Genomic DNA, 22727 nt, shown 5'->3' with positions numbered 1-22727 from the left:
AATTCGAACATGATGATTAATCGTCGTCGACTGCTCCAGTTCACGGCCGCCGGCGTCTCGGTCGCGGCGCTCGGCATCGGCGCCGCCGGTTCGGCGCTCGCCGACGAGGTAGTGGTGCGCTGGGTTTCGCCGCGCGGCACGCTCGAAGTGGTCGATGACTTCGCCTATTGGGTCGCCAAGAAGTACGGCTATTTCGGCGATCTGGAGACGGTGATCGAGGCCGGTCCGCAGGACGGCACCGCGACCGTCAAGCTGGTTGACCAGAACCAGTCCGATTTCGGTTATCCCTCGCCCGGTATCCTGTCGCTCGGTCTGGAGCAGGGCATGGATCTCGTCTCCATCTATCACGTGATGGCAGGCGACGTGTTCGACTTCGCGTTCCCGAAGGGCAAGGCCCCGGCCGACCTGAAGGGTCTCGAGGGCAAGACCATCGCGCTCGGCTCGGCCGGCTGGCAGGCGATCACCAACCCGATGCTGGCCGCCGCCGGCGTCGATACCAGCAAGGTCAAGTATGTCGAGGTCAGCGCCTGGGGCCAGGCATTGGCGCAAGGCCAGGCCGACGCGGCACTGTCGTGGGAAGGTCTGCGGGCGCAGTGGCGCGGTCAGGGTCTCGATTTCGACTATCTGCTCGGCAAGAACGTCTCGAAGTTCCCGGCCAACTCCTTCGTCATCCGCAAGGCGGATCTCGCCGATCCGGCCAAGGTCGCGGCTTATGAGAAGTATCTGCGCGGCTGGGCGATGGGCCTCGAATTCGCCTGGCAGAACCCGCGCGCCGCGACCCAGATCGCGATGGAGCAGTTCCCGGGGCTGGCCAGCCAGATGAACCCGACGGTTGCGACGGAATCGCTGATGCAGCAGACCGCGCTGATGCGCGCGAACTGGGACAACCGCAAGGCTTGGGGCTTCCACGACCCGGCGAGCTGGCAGAACTACTTCGACGCCATCGCCAAGCTCGGCCAGGTCTCGAAGGTGTTCAAGGCGGAGGATGTCACCTCGAACCAGCTCATCCCGGCCGCCAATGACTTCGACCACGCCAAGGTGAAGGCCGACGCGGACGCGTTCCAGCTTTCGGACGACTACAAGGCCGTCGACGTCGCGGCGATCCAGGCCGCGCTCTGATCGAAGACAGGGCGGTGGCGCTCCGGTGTCGCCGCCCTTTTTCTGTCCATCTGCAAGGGAGCCTTGAATGTTTGTCTTCGACCATGTCGGGATCACGACGACCGAAGTCCAGCCCGACGAGAACTGGGTCGAGCAGAGCCGGCTCTGGGTCACCAATCCGCGCAACCATCCCGAACACATCGAGTTCCTGCGCTATGCGCCGGACAGCAGCGTTCCCGCTATCGTCCGGAACAACCCGCATGTCGCCTATCAGGTCAAGGAATTCGAACCGCACCTGAGGGATGTCGAGATCCTGATCCCGCCCTTCATCGTCGGCGATTTTCTCGAAGTAGTCTTCGTGCTGAAGCACGGAATGGTGTTCGAATACATGCGCTACCTGAAGGAGGGCTGGTTCGGCGAATGAGCCGGCCAAGTCGACCAGGACAATTGTATCTGCGCCGATCCGGTTGGAGCCGGATCGGCGGGTCATTCGGGGGAGCGGGATGAGCGGCACGTTTCAGGGCAAGAGGGTAGCGATCACGGGCGCGGCGGGCGGCATCGGCCAGACGCTCTGTAGCCTGTTCGGCTCGAAGGGAGCGACGATCCTGGCGCTCGACAAGAGCGACAAGGTGTTGGCCTTCGCCGAAAAGCTGGCGGGCGAGGGGATCGAGGCGGAGGCCGCCGTTGTCGACATTGGGTCGGCGGACGCCGTCGCCCAGGCATTCACTGCCTTCGGGGCTGTTGACATCCTCGTCAACAATGCCGGCTATTCGCATCATCCGACGTTGGCCGTGACCGACCCGGCTGCCTGGCAGTCGGAGATGAACGGCAATCTCGGCGGCGCCTATGCCTGCGCGCATGCGGTACTGCCCGGCATGGCGGCGCGCCGCTCGGGCGCGATCGTCAATGTCGGCTCGGTCAATGGGCTGCACGCGCTGGGCGATCCCGCCTACAGCGCCGCCAAGGCCGGCATGATCGCCATGACCAAGGCGATCGCCATGGAATATGGCCGCTACGGCATCCGCGCCAACATCGTGCTGCCCGGCACCGTGCGGACACCGCTCTGGGAGGAGCGGGCCAAGAAGGATCCGAAGGTGCTGGAGACGTTGCAGCGCTGGTATCCGCTCGGCCGCATCGTAGATCCGATCGAGGTGGCGCGCGTCGTCGCCTTCCTGGCATCGGACGCGGCCAGCGCCGTCACCGGCGCGGCCCTGCCGGTCGATTGCGGGCTTACCGCCGGCAACATCGTCATGTCGCGCGAGCTGACGCTCGAAGAATTCTGAGGGGGGATTGAAATGGACAGACTGCGCATCGGCGTCATCGGCCTCGGCTGGTTCGGCGAAATCCACTGCGAGACGATCGTCGGCGTGCCGAACCTCGAGCTCGCCGCGCTGTGCACGCGCCAGCCGGACCGGCTCGCGGCGATGGGCGCCAAGTTCGGCGTCGCCAAGACCTATTCCGATTACAATGACATGCTGGCCGATCCTGACATCGACGCGGTGTCGATCTGCACCATGTGGGACCAGCATGTCGGCCCGGCCGTGGCGGCGCTGAAGGCGGGCAAGCACGTCTTCCTGGAAAAGCCGATCGCCTCGACGGTCGAGGATGCACGGACCATCGTCGAGGCGTCGAAGGGAGCCAAGGGCATCCTGTTCGTCGGCCACATCGTCCGCTTCAACCCGCGCTACCGCATGGCCAAGCAGGCGATCGACGCCGGCAAGATCGGCAAGATCGTGGCGCTGTCGTCGCGCCGCAACATCCCGGCCGCCTGGACGCCGACCATCCTCAACAAGATCGGCCCGATCGTCGGCGACGCCATCCACGATACCGACGTCATGCTGTGGTTCACCGGCGAGAAGATCGTCTCGGCCTATGCGCAGACTATCTCGGTGCGCAATCTGAAGCATCCCGATATCGGCCAGACCATGTACCGTTTCGAAAGCGGCGCCACGGCGACGCTGGAGACCGTCTGGTGCATGCCGGAGAAGACCCCGTTCGACATCGACGAGCGGATGTCCATCATCGGCACGGAGGGCATCATCCACGTGCAGGACACCTTCCCCAATCTCGGCATCGTCTCCAGCGACAAGCTGCACAGTCCGGACACGACCTACTGGCCGGAGTTCAACGGCGTGCGGGGCGGGGCGCTTCGGGACGAGTTCTCCTATTTCGCCAATTGCGCGCTGGCCGGCGAGACACCGGTGATGGGCGTTCCGAGCGACGCCGCAGCGGCGCTGGAAGCGACGCTCGCTGCCGAAGAATCCGCCCGCACGGGCAATGTCATCAAGATCGGATAGGAATCAGCATCATGGCCAAGCAAAGGGTTCTCGTCGTCGGTCTCGGCAATATGGGAATGAGCCATGCGCTCGCCTATGCGAAGATCGATGGCTACGAGCTGGTCGGGCTCTGCACGCGCAACATCGACAAGGTCGAGTTGCCGCCGGAGCTGCAGGGCGTCGCGAAGTTCAACAATTTCGAACAGGCATTGGCCGAGCTGAAGCCGGACGTGGTCTCGGTCAACACCATGCCCGACACCCATGCCGATTTCGCCATCAAGGCGATGGAAGCGGGCGCGCATGTCTTCGTCGAGAAGCCGATGGCAATCTCGGCCGAGGATGCCGAGCGGGTGGTCGAGGTAGCCAAGCGTACCAAGCGCAAGCTCGTCATCGGCTATATCCTGCGACAGCATCCGAGCTGGATCAAATTCATCGAGATCGCCCGCGAACTCGGCACGCCGCTTGTGTTCCGCATGAATTTGAACCAGCAGTCGAATGGCGAGACCTGGGAATGGCACAAGCGGCTGATGCAGAGCTTCCCGCCGATCGTCGATTGCGGCGTCCACTATGTCGACGTCATGTGCCAGATGACCTCGGCCAAGCCGGTGCGCGTCCACGCCATCGGCGCCAAGCTGACGGACGAGGTTCCGATCAACAATTACGGCCAGCTGCAGGTGATGTTCGAGGACGGTTCGGTCGGCTGGTATGAGGCAGGCTGGGGGCCGATGGTCTCCGAGCAGGCGTTCTTCGTGAAGGACGTCTTCGGTCCCAAGGGCTCGGCCTCGATCGTCATGGCCGAGAACAATGCCGGCGTGAAGTCGGATGACATCAACGCCCATACCAAGACCAGCCAGATCCTTCGCCATTATGCCGATATGAGCCGGCCGGACGAACGCATCGACGTCTCGGACGAGCCCGATCACAATGCCTTGTGCGAACGTGAGCAGCTTTATCTGCTGAAGGCAATCCTGGAGGATCTGGACCTGACGGATCACATGAACGACGGCGTGAAGAGCCTTAAGATCGTGCTCGCCGCGGACGAATCGATCCACACGCAGCAAGTGGTCACGCTCTAGCGAGACAATCGGAGCGGCCACCTGTCTCGGGCAGCCGCTCCGCCGAACCTGCGCTCCAACCGCTGTGCTATCCTCAAGACTTCGGATGGTCGGGCGCCCAGTGCTGTCGAAGCCGCCGTCGAGGTGGCATCCTTTGCCCGGCCAGTTCCGTCCGGAGATCCGGTCATGGTCGATGCGCCTGCGCCCGCGACGTCTCCCGCCCGTTCCGGCCTGCCTTCGCAGCAGATCTTCCAGCGTGAGTGGCACCTCTACCGCAAAGTGATGGACAACAACTATCTGTTCCATGACGAGGCCTATGCGTGTCTGCGCCATGTGCTGCTTAACGAGATCTCGAAGCCGTTTTCATTCCTCGACGTTGCCTGTGGCGATGCCCGCGCCAGCCTGCCCGCGCTGCGGGGGACGGCAATCGCGCACTATGAGGGAATCGACCTGTCCCGCGCTGCGCTCGACATGGCGGAGCAGGCCCTGCTGGATCTCGGATGCCCGTTCATCTTGAACGAAGGAGACTTTTCCGAGCTTCTGCCGACGCGACGCGAACCGGTGGATGTCGTCTGGATCGGACTGTCGCTGCATCATTTCCTGAAGCCCGACAAGCTGAGGGTGATGCGGGCGGTTCGGCAATTCGTCGGTGAAGACGGCCTTTTCCTCGTCTACGAGACGGCGAGCCCCGATGGCGAAGATCGGGATGCGTGGCTGCGACGCTGGGAGACACAGCGGCCGTTCTGGACGGCCTGCGACGCGAATGAATGGGCGATGATCTGGCAGCACGTCTCGACGGCGGACTTTCCGGAGACGGCCTCCACCTGGCACGCCATGGGCCGTGAAGCAGGCTTCGACCGCGTCCGGGAACTGTTCGTCGCGCCGAGCGATCTGTTCCGGCTCTACGCCTTCGAGTGACGCGGCCTATCCGGCTCTCGGCAGGGCGACGGGGCCGAAGACAAGTGGCGGCGGGGGAGCGCGCGCGGCGATCCGCCGGTTCTTCCACTCCAGCGCATAGGCGCCCCAGAGCAGACCGTAGATAAGAAACAGATGCCGCCAGTGATCATTGTCGATCACATTGTGGATCAGCAGATGGCCGATATAGACGGCATAGACGCTCTGGATGAAGGGCGTCCAGGGACGTGCCCTGAACAGCAGCGGCGTCGCGATCAACAGGGTCCAGACGACAAGCGCGATATAGGAGACGCCGCCTAGCCAGCCATAGGCGGTAAAGCCCTTCAGCCACATGTTGTGCTCGTCCTCGCCCATCATCTTGCCGAACTCGAACGGGCCGAGGCCGAACGGGTGCTCCTGGATCAGGAAGAAGCCGAGAATATGCCGCTCGAAACGGCCTAGGCGTCCCGCGTCATATTCCTGCACCAGCTTGAAGCGCTGCGCGAACAGGTCCTGGACGAGCGGAATCGAGAGCAGCAGCGCCAGCAGGAGCGCCACGGCGAGCAAGCCGCCGGCGATATAGGCGATCATCCGCAACCGACGGCTCTGGCGCGGCTCCGAGACGAAGGCCAGCACCGTGATGAGCAGGAGCGCCACGATGGCCATGCCCCAGGCGGCGCGCGAGAACGACAGGAAGACGCCAGCGAGCAGAATGCCGATGCCAAGCAGTCGCCAGCCGGAATTCGCCAGCTTGTCCGTCAGCACCGCGCGCGTCAGGACGATCAGCGGCAGGATCAGGAACGGCCCGAAGACGTTCGGGTCCTTGAAGGCGCCCTTCGCCCGGTCATAGAGCGTGAAGAGCTCCGCATAGGGGATGGCGCCAAAATAGCCCAGAATGCCGAGGACGGCGGTGACGATGGCGGCGGCGATATAGCTCTGCTCGATCACCTTCAGCCGCCGTTCGGTGTCAGTCTGGATCACCGCCGCGAAGAACATCGACGAGATGGCCAGAAAACCGGTCGTCGCCATGTAGATGGCCGGCTTCTGGAAGGCCTTGAGCTCGACGAAGGAGAGCAAGCCGCCGCTCATGTAGAGCAGCATCAGCACGATCATCGGCAGCATGGGCCGGCTCAGCCGCAGGCCGAGGAAGGCCCAGACGACGACCACGGCGCAAAGCAGAAGGTCGGACGGCGCCGGTTCGTAGAGCACGAAGCCGCTCAGGAAGACGAGGACCCCGATGACGGCGTTTGCCACCATGCGGGCAGGCATCGCCCGGGGCCTCGTCACGACCCGGATCAATAGGCGTTCTCGTTGTTGTTGATCAGGCAGATCGGCGTCATCGCCAGGATGTAGAGGTCGAACAGCACGGACCAGCGTTCGATATAATCGAGGTCGTATTCGACCCGGCGTCGGATCTTCTCGGGCGTATCGACTTCGCCGCGCCAGCCGTTGATCTGCGCCCAGCCGGTAACGCCGGGCTTGACCTTGTGGCGGGCGAAATAGCCGTCGACGACCTCGTCCCAGAGTCGGTTCTCGGTATGGGCGTTGACCGCGTGCGGACGGGGACCGACGAGCGAGAGTTCTCCGCGCAGCACGTTGACGAGCTGGGGCAGTTCGTCGATCGAGGTCCGGCGGATGAAGCGCCCGACCTTCGTGACACGCGGATCACCCTTGGTCACGACGACCTTGGCGTTGGGGTCGCTCAGATGGTGGTACATCGAGCGGAATTTGAAGACGTCGATGACCTCGTTGTTGAAGCCGTAGCGCTTCTGCCGGAAAAAGATCGGTCCCGGGCTGTCGAGGCGGATGGCGATCGCCGTCACCAGGAAGACGGGCGACAGCAGGATCAGCGCCAGGCTGGCGATGACGATGTCGAAGCCGCGCTTCAGCATCGAATCCCAGCCGACGATCGGACGGTCGAACAGATCGAGCAGCGGCACCGGGCCGACATAGGAATAGGAGCGCGGCGTAAAGCGCAGCTTGCTGTTCAGGGCGGAGATGCGGATGTCGACCGGCAGAACCCAGAGCTTCTTCAACAGCTGCAGCACGCGGCTCTCGGCTGAAAGCGGCAGCGCCACGATCAGCAGGTCGATACGGGCAAGCCGGGCGAATTCGACCAGTTCGGCAACCGTTCCGAGCTTCGGCACGCCGACGACTTCCTGGGGCGAGCGATCGCCGCCGCGGTCATCGAAGATGCCGTAGACGCGCACACCGGTCTTGCTCTGATCGCCGACCGCCGTCAGCAGGTCGGCGGCATGCTCGCCGCCACCGACGATCACGGCGCGCCGCTCCAGTCGGCCTTCGCGCGTCCAGCGCTTCACCAGCGAGGCGACGATGATGCGCCCGATGACGAAATAGGCGGCCCCGACGAGGAACATCAGGCCAAGCCAGCCGCGCTTGCCGCCCGTCTCGACGTCGAAGAAGAAGGTACCAGCGGCCACGACGGCGATCGTCAGTACCCAGCAGATCAGAATGCGGGGCAGGATCGACAGATAGTCGCGCAGCGACGTCGCCGAATATCCGCCCATGGAGCGGATGCCGATGGTGGCGATCAGCGGCGCCGCCACGATCAAGATCAGCGGGCTCCAGCCGGTTCCGGGCGAATTGTGCCAGGTGGTGAACGCGAATACGGCCCCGATGACCACGAGAACAATCGCGTCGATCGCCTGGACGATATTGGCCAAAAGGCGCGGTGACAGCGCCTGACTCGACAATTGGGACGCTACCTGACGCGCATGCTCGCTGAGCAGGACACGGTTGGGCGGAGCGTCGACGTTGGGAGACGGTTCGATTGTCATGGCCTGCTGCAGGAAAACACGGTAGCGGCACGTTAGCTCGGGCAGGCTAACAAATCTTTGCCGGACGCCTCATTCAGTCCGTAGCGACCGGAAAATGCAGCCCTCTGCAAGCAATGGGCGATCCGGTCCCGAAACGGAGAGATTTCAGCGTGTCCGATTGGGTGCTGACTGGGAGCCGGGGCTGCGGCAATCGCGATAGACGGCGCCGACGACCTCCGTCATGTGCTCGATCGAGAATTGCGGGCGGACGATGGCGCGCAGGCGATTGGCGTCGGCAAAGGCACGCTGCGGATCGTCGAGGCTGTCGGCCATGGCGTCGGCGAGCGCGTCGGCATCGCCGGGCGGCACCAGCCGATCCTGCTCGGCACCGAAGATCTCGGGAATGCCGCCGACCCTTGTCGCGACGATGGGACGGGCGGCAGCTGCCGCCTCGAGCACGACATAGGGCATCGATTCGGCGCGCGACGGCACGACGACGACTTTCGCCATGGCGAACGCGGTGCGGGTGGCCATGGCCGGGTGTATGCGCGTGGTCCTGTCCAGGCCCAGCCGCTGGACCTGCGCCTCGTAGCGCGCCTTGTCGGGGCCATCGCCGACCAGTTCCGCCGTCGGCGCGATGCCACGACGGTCGCGCAAGCGGGCGAGGGCGTCGATGAAGACATCCGTGCCCTTCAGGTCCCGCATCATGCCGATATAGAGGAAGTCGGCCGCGCCCGGCAGCGTCTCGATCGGATCGAATTCCTCGTCGCGGATGCCGTTCGGCACGATCCGCCACGGCTTGCGGGGCGCGCCGACCTTGCTGGCAAAGGTCTCGGCTTCATACTGGCTGACGAAGATGAAGGCGTCCGTCAGACGCTCCATGAAGTGCTCGATGCGGAAGAACAGCCGCCCCGAACGCGTTGCCGGATCGTAGTGCAGGCTGCCGCCATGCGGACAGTAGATGCGGGCCACGCTGGAACCAAAGACCCGCAAGAGCGTACCGATGATCCGTCCGTACACGCCGCCCTTGGCGCCATGTGTATGGAGGATATCGGGATGGAGAGCCTGGATGCGGCGAAACAGCCGCAAGAAGGCGATCAGATCGGTCGGCGACACATGCCGCTGCATCGGCGTCCGGTGCAATCCGAGCGCCAGATGCGGGGTCAATGCCTGGAACAGTTCCTCCTCGCGTGCGCCTCCGGTAGACGAGTCGCAGACGATGCCTACCTGATGGCCCTCGGCGGCCTGTGCCTCGGCGAGATCGCGGACATGGCGGAAGATGCCGCCGACGGGGGAGCGAAGAACGTGAACGATCCTGAGCTTGCCACCAGCGGGCGCATGAGGGTCGTTCGGTTCATTCATCGCGTCAGAAGAAGCGCTCGCGTACGTTCACGGTGTCGCCGGGGAAGATCGGCTGGGTGGGCAATAGCCGGACAGTCGTAACTTTTCCGTTCACCTGGCGTGTAACATCCACATCTGCACGCTGGGCGCGTGGCGTGAAGCCGCCAGCGATGGCGACGGCTGTCTGGGCGGTCATGCCGTTCACATAGGGATACTGGCCCGCGCTCGTGACCTCGCCCATGATGAAGAAGGGCCGGTAGCGGTCGACCTCGACCGAGACGTCGGGATTGCGGATGAAGCCCTTGCGCAGCTTGGCGGCGATGTCGCCTTCCATTTCCTGGGTGCTGCGACCACGCGCGGCGACCGCGCCGACCAGCGGCATCGAGATGTAGCCGGCCTGGTCGATCGTGTAGCTGTTGGTCAGGTCCGACTGGCCGAAGACGACGACGCGAAGACGGTCTCCGCTGTCGAGACGATACGGAGCGATCAGTGCCTTGTAGGTGGCCGGGTCCTGGGGCGGATAGGGCGTGGCGCAGCCGCCGAGCAGGCTGGCGCAGATCATGGCCGCAACAAGAAGTGGAAATCGCATCGGTAAGGCGTCCGGATCGCTAGGGAATCTCTGACCCGAACTGTCTGCCTGCCATGGTTAATGTCGGGTAAATTGACCGCCTGCCGCGGTAAGGCTTACGGGGGCATTTACCGCGGAAGCCCCGGAATTAACGCCATGGTTACCCTGATTCCAGATGATGTCGCATCGGCAAGGGGATCATGCGCGGTTATGGCGGACGGGCGTTTGGGGCAAATCGATGATGTCGAACTCGACATGCGGGCGTTGTTGGGCGCGCTGCTGCGGGCTTTGCCGTATCTCCTCCTCTTCGGCCTGCTGTTCGCCGGCGCGCTCTATGTCGGGTTGAACTTCGTCACGCCGCGCTATTCCGCCGCCGCCAAAATACTGATCGAAAGTGGTGAATCGGAGATCACCCGGGCTGGCGCCGGCACCGAGGAGGTGAGGGCGCTGCTCGATTCGGAGGGCATCGCCAGCCAGGTGGAGCTGATCGGTTCGCGCGATCTCGCCAATACGGTGGTCGATTCCCTCGGCCTCGCTTCCCTGCGCGAGTTCAACAAGCCGCGCCTGCTGCCCACCTTCGACCAGATGCTGGTCAATATCGGCCTCGGTCGTCCGGCCCCGCAGCCGACCCCGGAAGACCGCGTGTTGCAGCGCTTCGCTGACAAGCTCGACGTCTTCTCGATCGACAAGACCCGCGTCATCACCGTCGGCTTCTCCTCGACCGACCCGCAACTGGCCGCCAAGGTCGCCAACGCCGTCGCAGAGGAGTATCTGGCGCTCGAGCGAGAGGCGCGCCGCTCCACCAATGCCGACGCGACGCGCTGGCTCGAATCGCAGATCGCTGATCTGCGCACCAAGGTCACGGACGCCGAAGCGAAGGTCGAGGCATTCCGCACCGAGCGTGGCCTGTTTTCCGGCGGACAGAACAATACTTCGCTGGCCCAGCAGAAGCTGAATGACCTCAACGCCGAACTGGCGCGCTTGGTCGCCGCCCGCTCCTCGGCCGAAGCGAAGGCCGAGACGGTTCGCAAGAGCCTCGCCAGCGGGGCGACGCCGGACGTGCCCGACGTTCGCGATTCCCAGCTGATCCAGCGTCTGCGCGAGCAGCAGGTCGCCCTGCGTGCCCAGATCGCGCAGCTCTCGGCGACGCTGCTTCCCGCGCACCCCCGCCTCAAGGAACTGAACGCCCAGCTCGCCGATCTCGACACGCAGGTTCGCCGCGAGGTGACCCGCATCCTGCAGAGCCTCGAGGGCGAAGCCGCGACCGCGCGGGCCCGCGAGGTCGATATCGGCCAGGACATCGCCCGCGCCAAGGCCGCCACCGGCCAGACCAACGACGCGGAGGTGCAGCTGCGCGCGCTCGAACGCGAGGCGACCGCGCAGCGTGATCTGCTCGAAACCTATCTCCGTCGCTATCGCGAGGCATCCTCGCGCCAGGAGGGCAATTATCTTCCGGCCGACGCCCGCATCATTTCCCGCGCCTCGGTTCCGCTGGAGCCGACCTTTCCCAAGAAGCTGCCGCTGACGATCGCGTCGACGGTCGCGCTGCTCCTGCTTGCCATCGCAGTGATCCTGATCCGGGAACTGACGTCGGGCAGGGCGCTGCGTCGCGTCGTCCTGACGCCGCCCCTGGTGCCGGATCCGGTGCCGCCGTTGCGATCCGAACCGCTGGAGACGGCGCCGACCGAGGCAGCTCTTCCCCTGGCCGCGGCATCGCAGGCGCGCGGTCTCACCGCCGAGGCACAGGATTCGCTCAATGCCATCGTCGACCGGATCGTCGACGCCAAGGCGCGGCGCGTTCTGATCGCCATGGCCGAACTCGACCAGACCGCCGGACGGCCGCTGGCCGCTGTGTCGCTGGCCCGCGCCCTGTCGCGGCGTGGCAACCGCGTGCTTCTGGTCGAACTCCAGGGCGACGGCGCCGATAGCCGGGCGATGGCCGTCGAGGAACAGCGGCCGGGCTTCACGGACCTTTTCGCCGGCACGGCTTCCTTCGATCAGGTGATCTTCCGCGACCGCCGATCGCGCGCGCACATGATCCCGCGCGGGCTTCTCGAATTCGACGCCGGCGCGGCCGAGGGCGAGCGGCTCGTCTCGATCCTCGACGCGCTTGATCAGACCTATGACCAGATCCTGCTCGATGCGGACTGGGAGCTGGCGCTGCAACTGGCGCCGAAGGCCGGCGCGGTGATCGTCGTGGCCGACGGCGCGGACAGCGAGCCGCGGACGGTCCGCACCCATGAGGCGATGAAGGCGAGGGCCTCGACGGAGGTCATGCTGCTGATTGCCGAGGCGGCCCCGAAAGGCGGATCGGAAGACGCGGCGGCGGCGGCCGAGCTCGCCTGATCAATCGGCTTCGCGGGCGGATTGGTCCGCATGACCACGCCAGCGCCGGATCTTCTTGGCAAGCTGCCAGAGTTTCGGATTGTCCCGGATCGTGCTCTCGATCCGGTCGGTGGCGCGCATCAGGCCGGATACCGCGTGACCTGCCAGGGTGACGGGCACGATGACCCGGACATGTCGCTCGATTTCCTCCAGCCAGGACGCCTTGTAGCGCTCGTCGCCCCGACCGAGATCAAGGGAGGTGAGGCCGCGCGCGCAACTCGCTGAAATCACCTCGTAGAGCATCAGCTCGCCAGGGCTGACGCGGCGCCAGTCATCGTTCGATACCGACATGAAATAGCCGCTCAGCCGGCCAGACGCCGTGCCGCTGCCGAGGATCGCCCGGATGCCGCCGTCGAATTCCAGCGCATCGAGCTCGATCAGGGATGTTTCCCCGCCGTCCCAGCGACGCTCGACCAGGGCCCGGAAGAAATCGGCGACGCCCGGCTCAGCGAAGCTGTCGGTAATGCCCTGCTCGCGGAACCACGCGGCCTTCTGCTCGAAATAGGTTTCGAGGATGGCGAGCGCTTCGTCCCGCGAGGCGGCGCGGCGAAGCACGGAACCGCCGACGGGTGCCAGCGTATTGGCCTGCCAGCGCCGCTTCTTGGCTTTCTTGGCGCCGCGATGGGCAGCGAGGACGGCTGCGAAGTCGGGCCCGAGCTGCATCATCCCGACATCGCATTTGGCCGGGCGCGCCTCCGGATGGGCTGCCAGCGGATTGACGGCTCCAGCCCAGCGAACCGGCTGGGCATCGAGATCGAGCAGATCGACGCCGCCGAGCGCTTCGGCGACGCAGCGCAGGATTTCGGCGGTCGTCTCCGGCGTCAGGAAAGCTGCGAAGGCCGGATCGAGCAGTCCCATGCGGATATTGGCGTGTTCGCCACCCAGGAAGCGGGCGATCCGGACGGGGCCGACGCGCTCGACGCCGAGCGGCAGAATGGCGACGACCCTGTCGTCATGGCGGAGGCTGACAATAGCCGGCCGGATCCGCTGCGGCCCCGTCGCCGCGTCGATCCAGCAATCGATCCAGTCGAAGCTCTGGTAGACGGAAAGGGGAGAAAGACGTTCCAACGCGCGCCAGTCGCTCTCGATGGCGCGGGCGGAGGGCGTCACCGACACGGTAAGGCGCGCGAGAGAAAAATCCCTTTGTGACGACAGAATATCTAGCCCATCCATCGATTGGATCTCTATGATTTCGAACTCAATTTCCGAAGCGGTATCAACCTATCGTAAACATCGGGTTCGTATGAGCATGTTGATGGTTGCGTGCCGCTGGAATGGCTGAATCGCTGATGCAAGCTCTCAAGATTGCCGGTTACAAGGCGGGGCTCAACGCACTGTACTGGAGCGGAGCCTCCAGACTCTTCGCGCCGATGGCGCGTGGGTCGGGCGCCATCCTGATGTTTCATCAGGTGCGGCCTCCGGTCCCGAGTGCCTTCGGCCCGAATGCGCATCTCGAAGTGACGCCGCAATTTCTCGACGCGGTCGTTCGCCAGCTCCAGTCCAGCGACATCGACATCGTCGATCTCGACGAGGCCAGGCGCCGCCTCGCCGAGCCACGATCCGCGCGCCGCTTCGTCGTCCTGACCTTCGACGACGGCTACCGCAACAACTACACGCACGCCTACCCGATCCTGAAGGCACTGGGCGTGCCCTTCACGATCTATCTTGCGACAGGGTTCGTCGACCGTATCGCGGTTCCCTGGTGGGAAGTGCTCGTCGACCTGATCGACCGGTTGCCCCATCTGCGAATGCGGGTCGAGGAACGCGATTTTGACCTGCCGACCGAGAGCGTGAACCAGAAGCGGGTCGCCTGCCAGCTCGTCGCCGCCGAGCTCTGCCATGTCAGCGAGGACGAGCAGCGCCGGGCAATCGAGCTGGCGGCAAGCGCGTATGGCATCGACACGCACGGAATGGTCGAGCGGGAGATGCTGGATTGGGACGAAGTGCGGGCGCTCGCCGTCGACCCGCTGGTCACCATCGGCGCCCACACGGTCGGACACTATGCCTTGGCGCGCCTCGACAGCGCCCGCGCGCGGCTCGAGATGGCCGAAAGCCGCGAACGGATCGAGGCGATGACTGGCGTCCGGCCGCGCCACTTCGCCTATCCCTATGGCTCGCGGCCAACGGCGGCGGAGCGGGAATTCTATCTGGCCGCCGATCTCGGCTTTGCCACGGCGGTGACGACCCGCCGGGGCGTCGTCGATGCCGACAGCCGCCTGACGGCCTTGCCGCGCATATCGGTGAACGGGCATTTTCAATCGCGGCACTATGTCGACGTGCTGCTTTCCGGCGTTCCCTTTTCGCTGGAGCGCCGGCTGCGGAACTGGCGGAGGCCCGCTAGTTCCTTGGCTCCTGAGGCTTCTGCATCCACTTGATGAGGATGCCGGCCGGGATCACCCAGGCCAGTCCGACGACGACATAGTAGATCATCTGCACATAGCGCGGCGCGTCGGGCAGCTTCAGCTGCGCGATCACCATCGCCGTGAAGGCATAGACGACCACCAGGACGACAAGCGCGATCATGCCGATGAATTTGCGGAGCCGGATGGGCATGATGAGCCTTTCATGATTGCCTTGGCGTCGGCATAGCGCGTTCGAGCGCGAACTTCAAAGCCGGACACGCCGGTGCCCCGCTTGCCAGCGGTCGAGGTTTGGCTGACGTTGCGCGACCCGATGTCGCGCGGCCGATTGGCGTCCGCCGAGGCGGCTCTGTTGTTCGCGCCGGGACGAGCCGCTAATCCAGCCGTTGAAATATTCGAGGTGCGCAATGACGACTGATGGATTGGCCGCGAATGGCACGCTGCAACGGGCTCCCGGGCGGGACAGGACGCGGGATCGCTCGCTGATCCGGATCTGGCTCGGCGCGGTGATTCTGATGGTCATCGCCATGATCGTCGTCGGCGGCGCCACGCGGCTGACGGGCTCGGGTCTGTCGATCACCGAATGGAAGCCGATCCATGGCGTCATCCCGCCGATCGGGGAGATCGAGTGGCAGGAAGAGTTCGCCAAGTACCAGCAGATTCCCCAGTATCAGATCGTCAACAAGGGCATGAGCCTTGGCGAGTTCAAGGAGATCTTCTGGTGGGAATGGGGCCACCGGCTGCTCGGGCGCATGATCGGCGTGGTGTTCTTCGTGCCGTTCCTCCTGCTCTGGATCACCGGCAGGATCGAGCGCCCGGTAATTCCGAGCCTGGTCGGCCTGTTCCTGCTCGGCGGCGCGCAGGGGGCCATCGGCTGGTGGATGGTCAAGAGCGGCCTCGCCGATCGCATCAGCGTCAGCCAGTACCGGCTGGCGACTCACCTCCTGATCGCCTGCCTGATCCTCGGCGCCGCCGTCTGGATCAGCCGCGGCCTTGCTCCGGACAGGGGCGAGAACCGGGTTAAGGCAGCGCCGCTCAAGGGCATGGCGAGTTTCATCATCGTCATCGTGTTTCTGCAGATCTTCCTCGGCGGCCTCGTCGCCGGGCTGAAGGCGGGCATGACCTACAACACCTGGCCGCTGATGGATGGCAGCATCATCCCGTCCGGCGTCTTCGACTATGCGCCGCGCTGGCGCAGCGTCTTCGAGGACGTCATGACGGTGCAGTTCGACCATCGCGTTGTCGCCTATCTGCTGGTGATCGCCGCGATGATCCATGCCTTCCAGGCCTGGAAGCTGGTGCCGCGTTCGCCGGCGGCGCGCCGCGCCCGCCATCTGGCGGTTCTGGTCCTGGCGCAGGCCGGCATCGGCGTGGCGACCCTCATCGCCGTGGTGCCGCTCGACCTGGCCCTGCTGCACCAGTTCGGCGCGGCGGTCGTGCTGTGGGCGGCGGTCGCGCATCGGCGTGCGTTGAACGAACCGACGCCGGTGACCGCCTAGAGCAATCCAGGCGGCCTCCCGGCTCTTCGTTTGGTCGCGTTTTCTTCACGCGCTCCAGGCTGGCTCAGGCGTCGGTCGGCGCTACGAAGACATCGCGGGGCAGGCGGCTGACGATACGTGGGCCGTCCGCCTCGAGGATGACGATCTCTTCCAGCCGGATACCGAACTTGCCCTGCAAGTAGATGCCGGGCTCGATCGAGAACACCATGCCTTCTTCCAGGATCGTCTCGCTGGTCGAGGTCAGATAGGGCGGCTCATGCCCTTCGAGACCGAGACCGTGACCGGTGCGGTGGGTGAAGTAGGGGCCGTAGCCCGCTGCCGTGATGACGCCGCGCGCCGCCGCGTCCACATCCTTCGCCGCGACGCCCGGGCGAGCCGCCGCGCAGGCGGCCTGAACCGCCGCCTCGACGACAGCATGCACCTTCCGATACTCAGCGCTGGGCTCGCCGACAAACGCCATGCGCGTCAGGTCACTGGAAAACGCGCCGGAGCGCGCGCCGATATCCATGACGATCGCGTCGCCGACGGCCACTGGCTGGTCGCCGGTCGCATAGTGCGGAAAGGCGCCATTGCCACCGGCGCCAACGATAGTGAAGAGCGGCGTGGCGCCAGCCTCCTCGAACACGGCGCGGGCAGCGTCGGCGATCTGCCGCTCGGTGACACCGGGCCGGATCGCGGCGAACGCCGCTTCCATGGCGCGATCGTCGATCTCGGCATTGCGCAGGATCTCGGCTTTCTCGGCCTCATCCTTCGAAAGCCGCATCCGGCCGACGCTCTCGGCGGCAAATCCGGCCTTGGGCGAACCAAGTGCCTCGATCACCAGCAGGGCGAAATCGGCGCGCATGGTCTCGTCGACCTGGACGAGCTTCGTGCCTTTCTCGATGCCGAGCGATTGGATCAGCGCGGCGAGCGCGGCCTGCGGTCCGGTCGCGTCGGACCAGGTGAAGAAGGGCAGGTCGGTCTGCCGGCGCATCTCGTCGGCATTCAGCTCCGGCATCAGCACGCCGGCGCCGCTCGGCGTGGCGATCAGGAGGCAGGGCCGTTCGTCGGCGTGCGGATGGACGTCGGCGATATAGGCCATGTGCGGCCCCGGCCCGAGGGCGACGGCGTCGACGCCATTCTGGCGCAGCATCGATTGGAGGGTAGCGAGCCGGGTCATGGTGGTCTCCTGCATGAATTTCACTATTGGTAAAAACTCTGCCGGAAGCGGTCAACCGGCAAGGCTGTGAACGCGGCTTGCGGAGGCGGGCGGATTGCTGCATTGCCTTTGTCATCGGCCGAACCCACCACAGGCTCATGATGCGCGTCCTTCTCGTCAAATTGTCGTCGCTCGGCGATGTCGTGCACACCTATCCGGCGGTGACGGACGCCGTCCGTGCCGTGCCCGGCTTCGAACTGGACTGGGTCGTCGACGAGGCTTTCGCGCCGTTGGCGCGGCTGCATCCGGGTGTGCGCCAGGTCATCGCGCTGCCGATCCGTCGGATGAAGAAGGCACCCCGCGAAACCCTGGCCGAGATGAAGGCAGCGGTCGGCGCGCTCCGGGGCGGCGGTTACGATCTGCTGATCGATGCACAGGGGCTGATGAAGAGCGCGCTGGTCGGCGTGTTCTCCGGCGTCAAGCCGCGCCATGGCTTCGCCCGCGGCAGCGCGCGCGAGAGCATGGCGACCTGGTTCTATCAGGTCGGTCACGATATCCCCGAGACCGAGCATATGGTCACCCGCATCCGCAGGCTGTTCGCCGCTTCGCTCGGCTATCCGATGCCGACGACGGCGGCTGATGCCGGCCTCGTGCCGGATCTTGCCAATCGGGGTATCCGCGAGCGGAGCGGCGACGGCGTCGTGCTGATCCACGGCACCAGCTGGACCACCAAGACCTGGACCGTCGAAGGCTGGCGGGGTGTGGCGGAGCGCTGCGCCGCCGCCGGGCTCGACGTCAAGCTCTTCGCCCATGGCGCCACGGAGACGGAACGCGCGGCGAAGATCGCCGCCGGCCTGCCGAACGTCGAGCAGGTTCCCGCCGGCGGACTCGAAGGCCTCATCCCGGTGATTGCCAACGCAGCCGGCGTCGTCACCGTCGATACCGGCCTCGGTCATCTCGCCGCCGCCTTCGGCATTCCAACACTCGGTCTCTACGGCCCCACCAATCCCGGCCTGACGGGGCTGGTCGGGCCGGATGTGGAGGAGTTCGTGTCGACGCGGAGCTGCGCGCCCTGCGAGCAGACGTCCTGCCGGATCAAGCCGGATTTCGGCGAGGGACCGCCCTGTCTAGCCGACCAGTCGCCCGAGCGCGTGTGGCAGGCGCTGGCGGCGCGGCTGCGCCTGCCATCACCCGACGGGACCTGATCAGGCGAGCTGCTCGGCTTCGAGCAGAGCCCCCATGACGTGATAGAGCGTCGACGCCGGCATGTGATCGACCATAGGGGCACCATCGGCGTCGAACCGGTCGATCCAGCCGCCTTCCAGCATATCCGGACAGAAGGTCAGCAGGCTGGCGAGCAGGTGATCGGCCATTTGGGCAGCGCCCGACTGACCGGACTTCGCGGCCGTGACGAACGCCTTGACGCCTTCGGCATGCGGCCAGGAGCGGAAGCTCGGGCTCAGCATCGAGCCCGTCTCCGTGACGGCATCGACGATCAGGCCGCTCTCCTGATCGATACCATGATCGAGGCCGAAATCGAGCAACCGGTCGGTCACTTCCTCGGGTATCGCGCCGCCGAGCCGGCGATATTCGCCGAGCAGCCAGTACCACTCGAACTGATGACCGGGCTCGACGCGGTTGTGCCCGCGCGGTTGCAGCGGCCGCCAGTCCGGCGCGAAATCTTCGAGCAGCGCGCCGGCTTCCGCGTCGATGAAGCGGCTCGTCGCCAGCTCGACCAGGGCGCCGGCCCGCACGAGATCGCGCTCTCTGCCCGTCGCCTCATACAGCGCCAGCACGGCCTCCAGCAGATGCATATGTGGATTCTGGCGTCGCGTCGGATCGGAGGAGGGCGACGCGTCCAGATGGCCGCCGAGCGGCGCCGCCAGCGTCACGTCGATCTCGGCGAGCGTTTCGTCGGCAAGCCGGATCGCATGCGGATCGCCGGTCAGGCGATGGCTCCAGGCCAGCGCGTAGATGATGAAGGCATGCGCGTAGAGGTCGCGCACCCGGCTGGCGGGCTTGCCGTAAGGGTCGATCGAGAAGATCCAGCCAGGATGGCCGTCGGCGCGATGATAGAGGCGCTCGACATTGGCGAGGCATGCGGCCAGAACCGTTTCAGATCCGCTGTGCCAGCCGGCCAGGCTGGCGCGCGAGAAAGTGGCGATCTGGCGGGCCTGGACCATCAGCCGCGTCGCCGGCAAGGCGATCGGGTTTCGCTCGAAATCGAGACGCTCGTGAAACAGGCCGCGCGCCATGTCGAAGCCGACGCCGCTCCAGAGCGGCAAGGCGAGCTCCGTCGCCCAAGCCTTTGCAAAGGCGAAGCTCTTCACGACCGGGCCGCCGCGACGAGGGCGCTGGTCGAGCGACCGGGAATGATATTGGCCAGCACCAGCCGGCCGCCATGCGCCTTGACGAAATCGGCACCGACCACCTGGTCCTCGCGATAGTCCGCGCCCTTGACCAGGACGTCCGGCTTCAGCGCCTGGATCGTCTCGAGCGGCGTATCCTCGCCGAACAGAACCACGAGGTCGACGGCGCGCAGGGCTCCCATCACGCGGGCGCGCGCCTGCTCGTCCTGCAACGGCCGTGTCGGCCCTTTCAGGCGTTGTACCGAGGCGTCGGTATTGAGCCCGACGACCAGCCGGTCGCCCTCGCGCGCCGCGGCCTCGATCAGCGCGATGTGACCGGGATGCAGCAGGTCGAAACAGCCATTGGTGAAGACGACGCGCGAGCCGCGCGCCTGCCAGCGAGCGACAATCTTCGCCGCATCCTCCAGCGCGACGAGCGCGCCGGCATGGTCCTCGGCATGGCTGGCGCGATCGAGCGCGGCGGTAAGCTCCGCCCGCGTCACAACGGCCGTTCCGAGTTTGCTGACCGCGATGGCGGCGGCGGCGTTAGCGGTGATGACACTGGCTTCCAGCGGCTGTCCGACCGCGAGTGCTACGGCCAACGCCGCGACGACTGTATCGCCGGCGCCGGAGACGTCGAACACTTCGCGCGCCTCGGCCGCGACATGAGTAACGGATCCATCCTGGCGCCAGAGGGTCATGCCCTTTTCGGCGCGCGTGACGAGGACGTCACCGCCGAACTGGCGGCCGGCTTCCGCCGCCGCGCGCACGGCCTGGTCATCCGTGTCGTCGGCGAGACCGGTCGCCTCGAACAATTCCTTGCGGTTCGGCGTCACGATCGTGGCGCCGCGATAAGCTTCGAACGTGCGGCGCTTCGGATCGACGATGACAGGCACACCGCGCAATTGGGCTTCAGCGATCAGGGCCGTGACGACGGAATCCGACAGCACGCCCTTGGCGTAGTCGGACAGCACGACGACATCGGCGCCGGCGATGGCGCGCTTCCCCGATGCGATGAGCGCGGCCTCGGCTTCCGCTCCGGGCGCGCCGGGGCTTTCCGCGTCGATGCGCACGATCTGCTGGCGGCCGCTCATCACGCGGGTCTTGGTCACGGTGGGGCGCGCCGCGTCGATGACGAGATAGCCGAGATCGATGGCTGGATGGCTGCCGAGCGCGGAGCGAAGCTCGTCCGCTTCGGTGTCGGCGCCGACATAGCCGATGAGTGTGACGTCGGCCCCGAGGGCCGCGGCATTGGCGGCGACGTTGGCAGCGCCGCCAGCGACGATGCGGACATCGCCGTGCAGAAGGACGGGCACGGGCGCTTCCGGCGAGATCCGGCTGACAGACCCCGTGATGTAGCGGTCGACCATGACGTCGCCGATCACGGCAACCCGTCCGGAATGCAGTTCGTCCAGCATCGAATATTCCTATATCGGACTGTTGTCGGCGCTCGCCTGTAGGAGCACCGCGGCGACGAAATCGTCAAGGTCTCCACCGTGAAAGCGGTGTCCGGCGACGCCGGCGCCGCTGGCTGCCGCCATGTCGCTCGGCAGGTCGCCGATCAGGAACGACCGGGCGGGGTCGATCGGCAGCTGTCGCAGCGCCCGCAGGATCATGCCGGGCTTCGGCTTGCGGTCGGGATGGTCGACGCGATAGGCGGCGACATTCCCCTCGGCATGATAGGGGCAGGCATAAAAGGCATCGATCCGCGCTCCCGCTTTCGCCAGTTCGCGCTGCATATGGGCATGAAAGCGGGCGACGTCATCTTCCGTGTAATAGCCACGGGCGACGCCGGACTGATTGGTGACGACCACCACCAGATAGCCGGCCTCGTTCAGGCGGCGGATGGCGTCCGGCGCCCCCTCGACGAAGACGAGATCTTCGGGCCTGTAGGTATAGCCGTGATCGACATTGATAACGCCGTCGCGATCGAGAAATGCCGCCGGCTGGCGTTCACGGCTCAAAGCGCGATGCCCTTGGCGAGATAGTCGCCGACATAGCTGCGGATGCCGTCCTCGAGCGAGCGGAAGTCGGCATTGTAGCCGGCGCGGCGCAGCTTCGAGACGTCGGCCTCGGTGAAGTACTGGTAGGCGTTGCGGATCCGCTCCGGCATGTCGACATAGTCGATCCGCGGCTCGCGGCCGGACGCCGTGAAGACAGCGCGGGCGAGATCGGCGAAGCTCCTCGCCTTGCCGGTACCGACATTGAAGATGCCGCTGACGCTAGGACTCGTAATCAGCCAGCGGACGACGTCGACGCAATCCGCGACATGCACGAAATCGCGCAGCTGGCCGCCATCTTCGTAGTTCGGGTCGTGCGAGCGGAACAGGGTCACCGCCTCGCCGGCGGCGGCGGTCGGATAGATCTTGTGGATCACCGAGCGCATGTCGTCCTTGTGCGCCTCGAACGGGCCGTAGACGTTGAAGAATTTGAGGCCGGCCCATTGCGGCGGCGCGGCGCGGCCGGCCCGGACGTCGGCGATGATCTTACGGTCGACGGCGAGCTTGCTCCAGCCATAGGCGTTGAGCGGCCGCAGGCTGGCGAGATCGGCGGGATCCTCGCTGTCGACGAACCCGCCCTTGCCGTCGCCATAGGTGGCGGCCGACGAGGCGTAGATGAAGCGGATGTCGCGCGCGGCGGAGAGCGCCCAGAGATCGAGCGTGGCTCGGATGTTGCGTTCGAGGATCAGGTCGACGTCCTGTTCCGTCGTCGCCGAGATCGCGCCCATATGTACGATCGCCTCGACGCGGCGGTGGTTCTCGCCGAGCCAGCCGAGGATCGCCTCGGGCCGGATGACGTCGTCGAGCAGGATGTCGGCGACGTTGAGCCATTTGCGGCCGGTGCCGAACCAGTCCGCGACGACGACCCGCCAGCCCTCCGCCGCCAGGGCCCGGGCCATGTTGGATCCGATGAAGCCGGCGCCGCCGGTCACCAGGATCGTGTCGCGCCCGTCTCTCGCATTCGCGCTCATCGGCAATTCCTCAGGGC

21 protein-coding genes are annotated in these 22727 nt (G+C 65.7%); 10 read left to right on the top strand and 11 right to left on the bottom strand.

Annotation, left to right across the window (positions count from 1 at the left end; all coding sequences use genetic code 11):
* The first annotated feature begins 9 nt into the window (after window positions 1–9).
* The 6 genes from G342_RS0103775 (at window position 10) to G342_RS25115 (ending at window position 5347) form a co-directional block, all read left to right on the top strand.
* Complete coding sequence (locus G342_RS0103775; RefSeq protein ID WP_245557209.1) at window positions 10–1119, top strand: ABC transporter substrate-binding protein; 1110 nt, start codon at window positions 10–12, stop codon at window positions 1117–1119.
* Between the two features lie 67 nt (window positions 1120–1186).
* Window positions 1187–1522: a hypothetical protein gene (locus G342_RS0103770; protein ID WP_018181770.1), complete on the top strand. Its 336-nt coding sequence runs from the start codon at window positions 1187–1189 to the stop codon at window positions 1520–1522.
* Window positions 1523–1601: 79 nt separating this feature from the next.
* Window positions 1602–2381 carry an SDR family oxidoreductase gene (locus tag G342_RS0103765; RefSeq protein ID WP_018181769.1) on the top strand — a complete coding sequence of 260 codons (780 nt, stop codon included), beginning with the start codon at window positions 1602–1604 and terminating at the stop codon, window positions 2379–2381.
* Window positions 2382–2393: 12 nt separating this feature from the next.
* The gene (locus G342_RS0103760; RefSeq protein WP_018181768.1) at window positions 2394–3395 is read left to right on the top strand and encodes a Gfo/Idh/MocA family protein; all 1002 of its coding nucleotides are present in this window, start codon (window positions 2394–2396) and stop codon (window positions 3393–3395) included.
* Between the two features lie 11 nt (window positions 3396–3406).
* Window positions 3407–4450 carry a Gfo/Idh/MocA family protein gene (locus G342_RS0103755; protein WP_018181767.1) on the top strand — a complete coding sequence of 348 codons (1044 nt, stop codon included), beginning with the start codon at window positions 3407–3409 and terminating at the stop codon, window positions 4448–4450.
* A gap of 165 nt (window positions 4451–4615) precedes the next feature.
* Window positions 4616–5347, top strand: a complete 732-nt coding sequence (locus tag G342_RS25115) for a class I SAM-dependent methyltransferase (RefSeq protein ID WP_018181766.1) — start codon at window positions 4616–4618, stop codon at window positions 5345–5347.
* A 6-nt stretch (window positions 5348–5353) separates the two neighbouring features.
* Here the strand turns inward: G342_RS25115 and G342_RS23170 are convergent, their stop codons facing one another.
* The 4 genes from G342_RS23170 to G342_RS0103730 all read right to left on the bottom strand — a co-directional run bounded on the left by G342_RS23170 (window position 5354) and on the right by G342_RS0103730 (window position 10030).
* Window positions 5354–6592, bottom strand: coding sequence for an O-antigen ligase family protein (locus G342_RS23170; RefSeq protein ID WP_156830774.1), 1239 nt, complete (start codon window positions 6590–6592; stop codon window positions 5354–5356).
* A gap of 26 nt (window positions 6593–6618) precedes the next feature.
* Window positions 6619–8121 carry an undecaprenyl-phosphate glucose phosphotransferase gene (locus tag G342_RS0103740; protein ID WP_083931061.1) on the bottom strand — a complete coding sequence of 501 codons (1503 nt, stop codon included), beginning with the start codon at window positions 8119–8121 and terminating at the stop codon, window positions 6619–6621.
* A gap of 144 nt (window positions 8122–8265) precedes the next feature.
* Window positions 8266–9462: a glycosyltransferase family 4 protein gene (locus G342_RS0103735; RefSeq protein ID WP_018181763.1), complete on the bottom strand. Its 1197-nt coding sequence runs from the start codon at window positions 9460–9462 to the stop codon at window positions 8266–8268.
* Between the two features lie 4 nt (window positions 9463–9466).
* Window positions 9467–10030 carry a polysaccharide biosynthesis/export family protein gene (locus G342_RS0103730; RefSeq protein ID WP_026304086.1) on the bottom strand — a complete coding sequence of 188 codons (564 nt, stop codon included), beginning with the start codon at window positions 10028–10030 and terminating at the stop codon, window positions 9467–9469.
* A 234-nt stretch (window positions 10031–10264) separates the two neighbouring features.
* Between G342_RS0103730 and G342_RS23165 the strand changes: the two genes are divergently transcribed.
* Entirely contained in the window at window positions 10265–12355 is a 2091-nt protein-coding gene (locus tag G342_RS23165; protein WP_210162353.1) for a GumC family protein, read from the top strand.
* Here G342_RS23165 and G342_RS0103720 read toward each other — a convergent pair whose 3' ends face one another.
* The gene (locus G342_RS0103720) at window positions 12356–13510 is read right to left on the bottom strand and encodes a GNAT family N-acetyltransferase (protein WP_018181760.1); all 1155 of its coding nucleotides are present in this window, start codon (window positions 13508–13510) and stop codon (window positions 12356–12358) included.
* A gap of 173 nt (window positions 13511–13683) precedes the next feature.
* Here G342_RS0103720 and G342_RS0103715 point away from each other — a divergent pair, with 173 nt between their 5' ends.
* A complete protein-coding gene (locus G342_RS0103715) occupies window positions 13684–14769 on the top strand; it encodes a polysaccharide deacetylase family protein (protein ID WP_026304085.1) in 1086 nt (361 codons plus the stop codon).
* On the opposite strand, the gene G342_RS0103710 is transcribed toward G342_RS0103715, so the two are convergent.
* Window positions 14732–14947 carry a DUF2842 domain-containing protein gene (locus tag G342_RS0103710; protein WP_018181758.1) on the bottom strand — a complete coding sequence of 72 codons (216 nt, stop codon included), beginning with the start codon at window positions 14945–14947 and terminating at the stop codon, window positions 14732–14734. The two genes, G342_RS0103715 and G342_RS0103710, sit on opposite strands and share 38 nt — an antisense overlap.
* A gap of 214 nt (window positions 14948–15161) precedes the next feature.
* Between G342_RS0103710 and G342_RS0103705 the strand changes: the two genes are divergently transcribed.
* Window positions 15162–16253: a COX15/CtaA family protein gene (locus G342_RS0103705; protein ID WP_051094086.1), complete on the top strand. Its 1092-nt coding sequence runs from the start codon at window positions 15162–15164 to the stop codon at window positions 16251–16253.
* A 64-nt stretch (window positions 16254–16317) separates the two neighbouring features.
* Here G342_RS0103705 and G342_RS0103700 read toward each other — a convergent pair whose 3' ends face one another.
* The gene (locus G342_RS0103700) at window positions 16318–17412 is read right to left on the bottom strand and encodes a M24 family metallopeptidase (protein ID WP_245557208.1); all 1095 of its coding nucleotides are present in this window, start codon (window positions 17410–17412) and stop codon (window positions 16318–16320) included.
* Window positions 17413–17549: 137 nt separating this feature from the next.
* Here G342_RS0103700 and waaC point away from each other — a divergent pair, with 137 nt between their 5' ends.
* Complete coding sequence (waaC, locus tag G342_RS23160; RefSeq protein ID WP_018181755.1) at window positions 17550–18596, top strand: lipopolysaccharide heptosyltransferase I; 1047 nt, start codon at window positions 17550–17552, stop codon at window positions 18594–18596.
* Here waaC and G342_RS0103690 read toward each other — a convergent pair whose 3' ends face one another.
* From G342_RS0103690 to rfaD, 4 genes are read right to left on the bottom strand one after another with little or no spacing between them, the layout of a single operon-like run.
* Complete coding sequence (locus G342_RS0103690) at window positions 18597–19721, bottom strand: AGE family epimerase/isomerase (protein WP_018181754.1); 1125 nt, start codon at window positions 19719–19721, stop codon at window positions 18597–18599. It lies immediately after the preceding gene.
* Window positions 19718–21157 carry a D-glycero-beta-D-manno-heptose-7-phosphate kinase gene (gene rfaE1, locus G342_RS0103685; protein WP_018181753.1) on the bottom strand — a complete coding sequence of 480 codons (1440 nt, stop codon included), beginning with the start codon at window positions 21155–21157 and terminating at the stop codon, window positions 19718–19720. Before rfaE1 ends, G342_RS0103690 begins: the two co-directional genes overlap by 4 nt.
* A gap of 9 nt (window positions 21158–21166) precedes the next feature.
* Entirely contained in the window at window positions 21167–21703 is a 537-nt protein-coding gene (locus G342_RS0103680) for a D-glycero-alpha-D-manno-heptose-1,7-bisphosphate 7-phosphatase (protein ID WP_018181752.1), read from the bottom strand.
* The gene (gene rfaD / locus G342_RS0103675; protein ID WP_018181751.1) at window positions 21700–22710 is read right to left on the bottom strand and encodes an ADP-glyceromanno-heptose 6-epimerase; all 1011 of its coding nucleotides are present in this window, start codon (window positions 22708–22710) and stop codon (window positions 21700–21702) included. Before rfaD ends, G342_RS0103680 begins: the two co-directional genes overlap by 4 nt.
* Window positions 22711–22727: the final 17 nt, after the last annotated feature.

This window comes from Kaistia granuli DSM 23481, from assembly GCF_000380505.1.
Classification (GTDB): Bacteria; Pseudomonadota; Alphaproteobacteria; order Rhizobiales; family Kaistiaceae; genus Kaistia; species Kaistia granuli.
The sequence above is the reverse complement of the archived record's forward strand: the minus strand, read 5'-3'. Positions and strand labels throughout refer to the sequence as shown.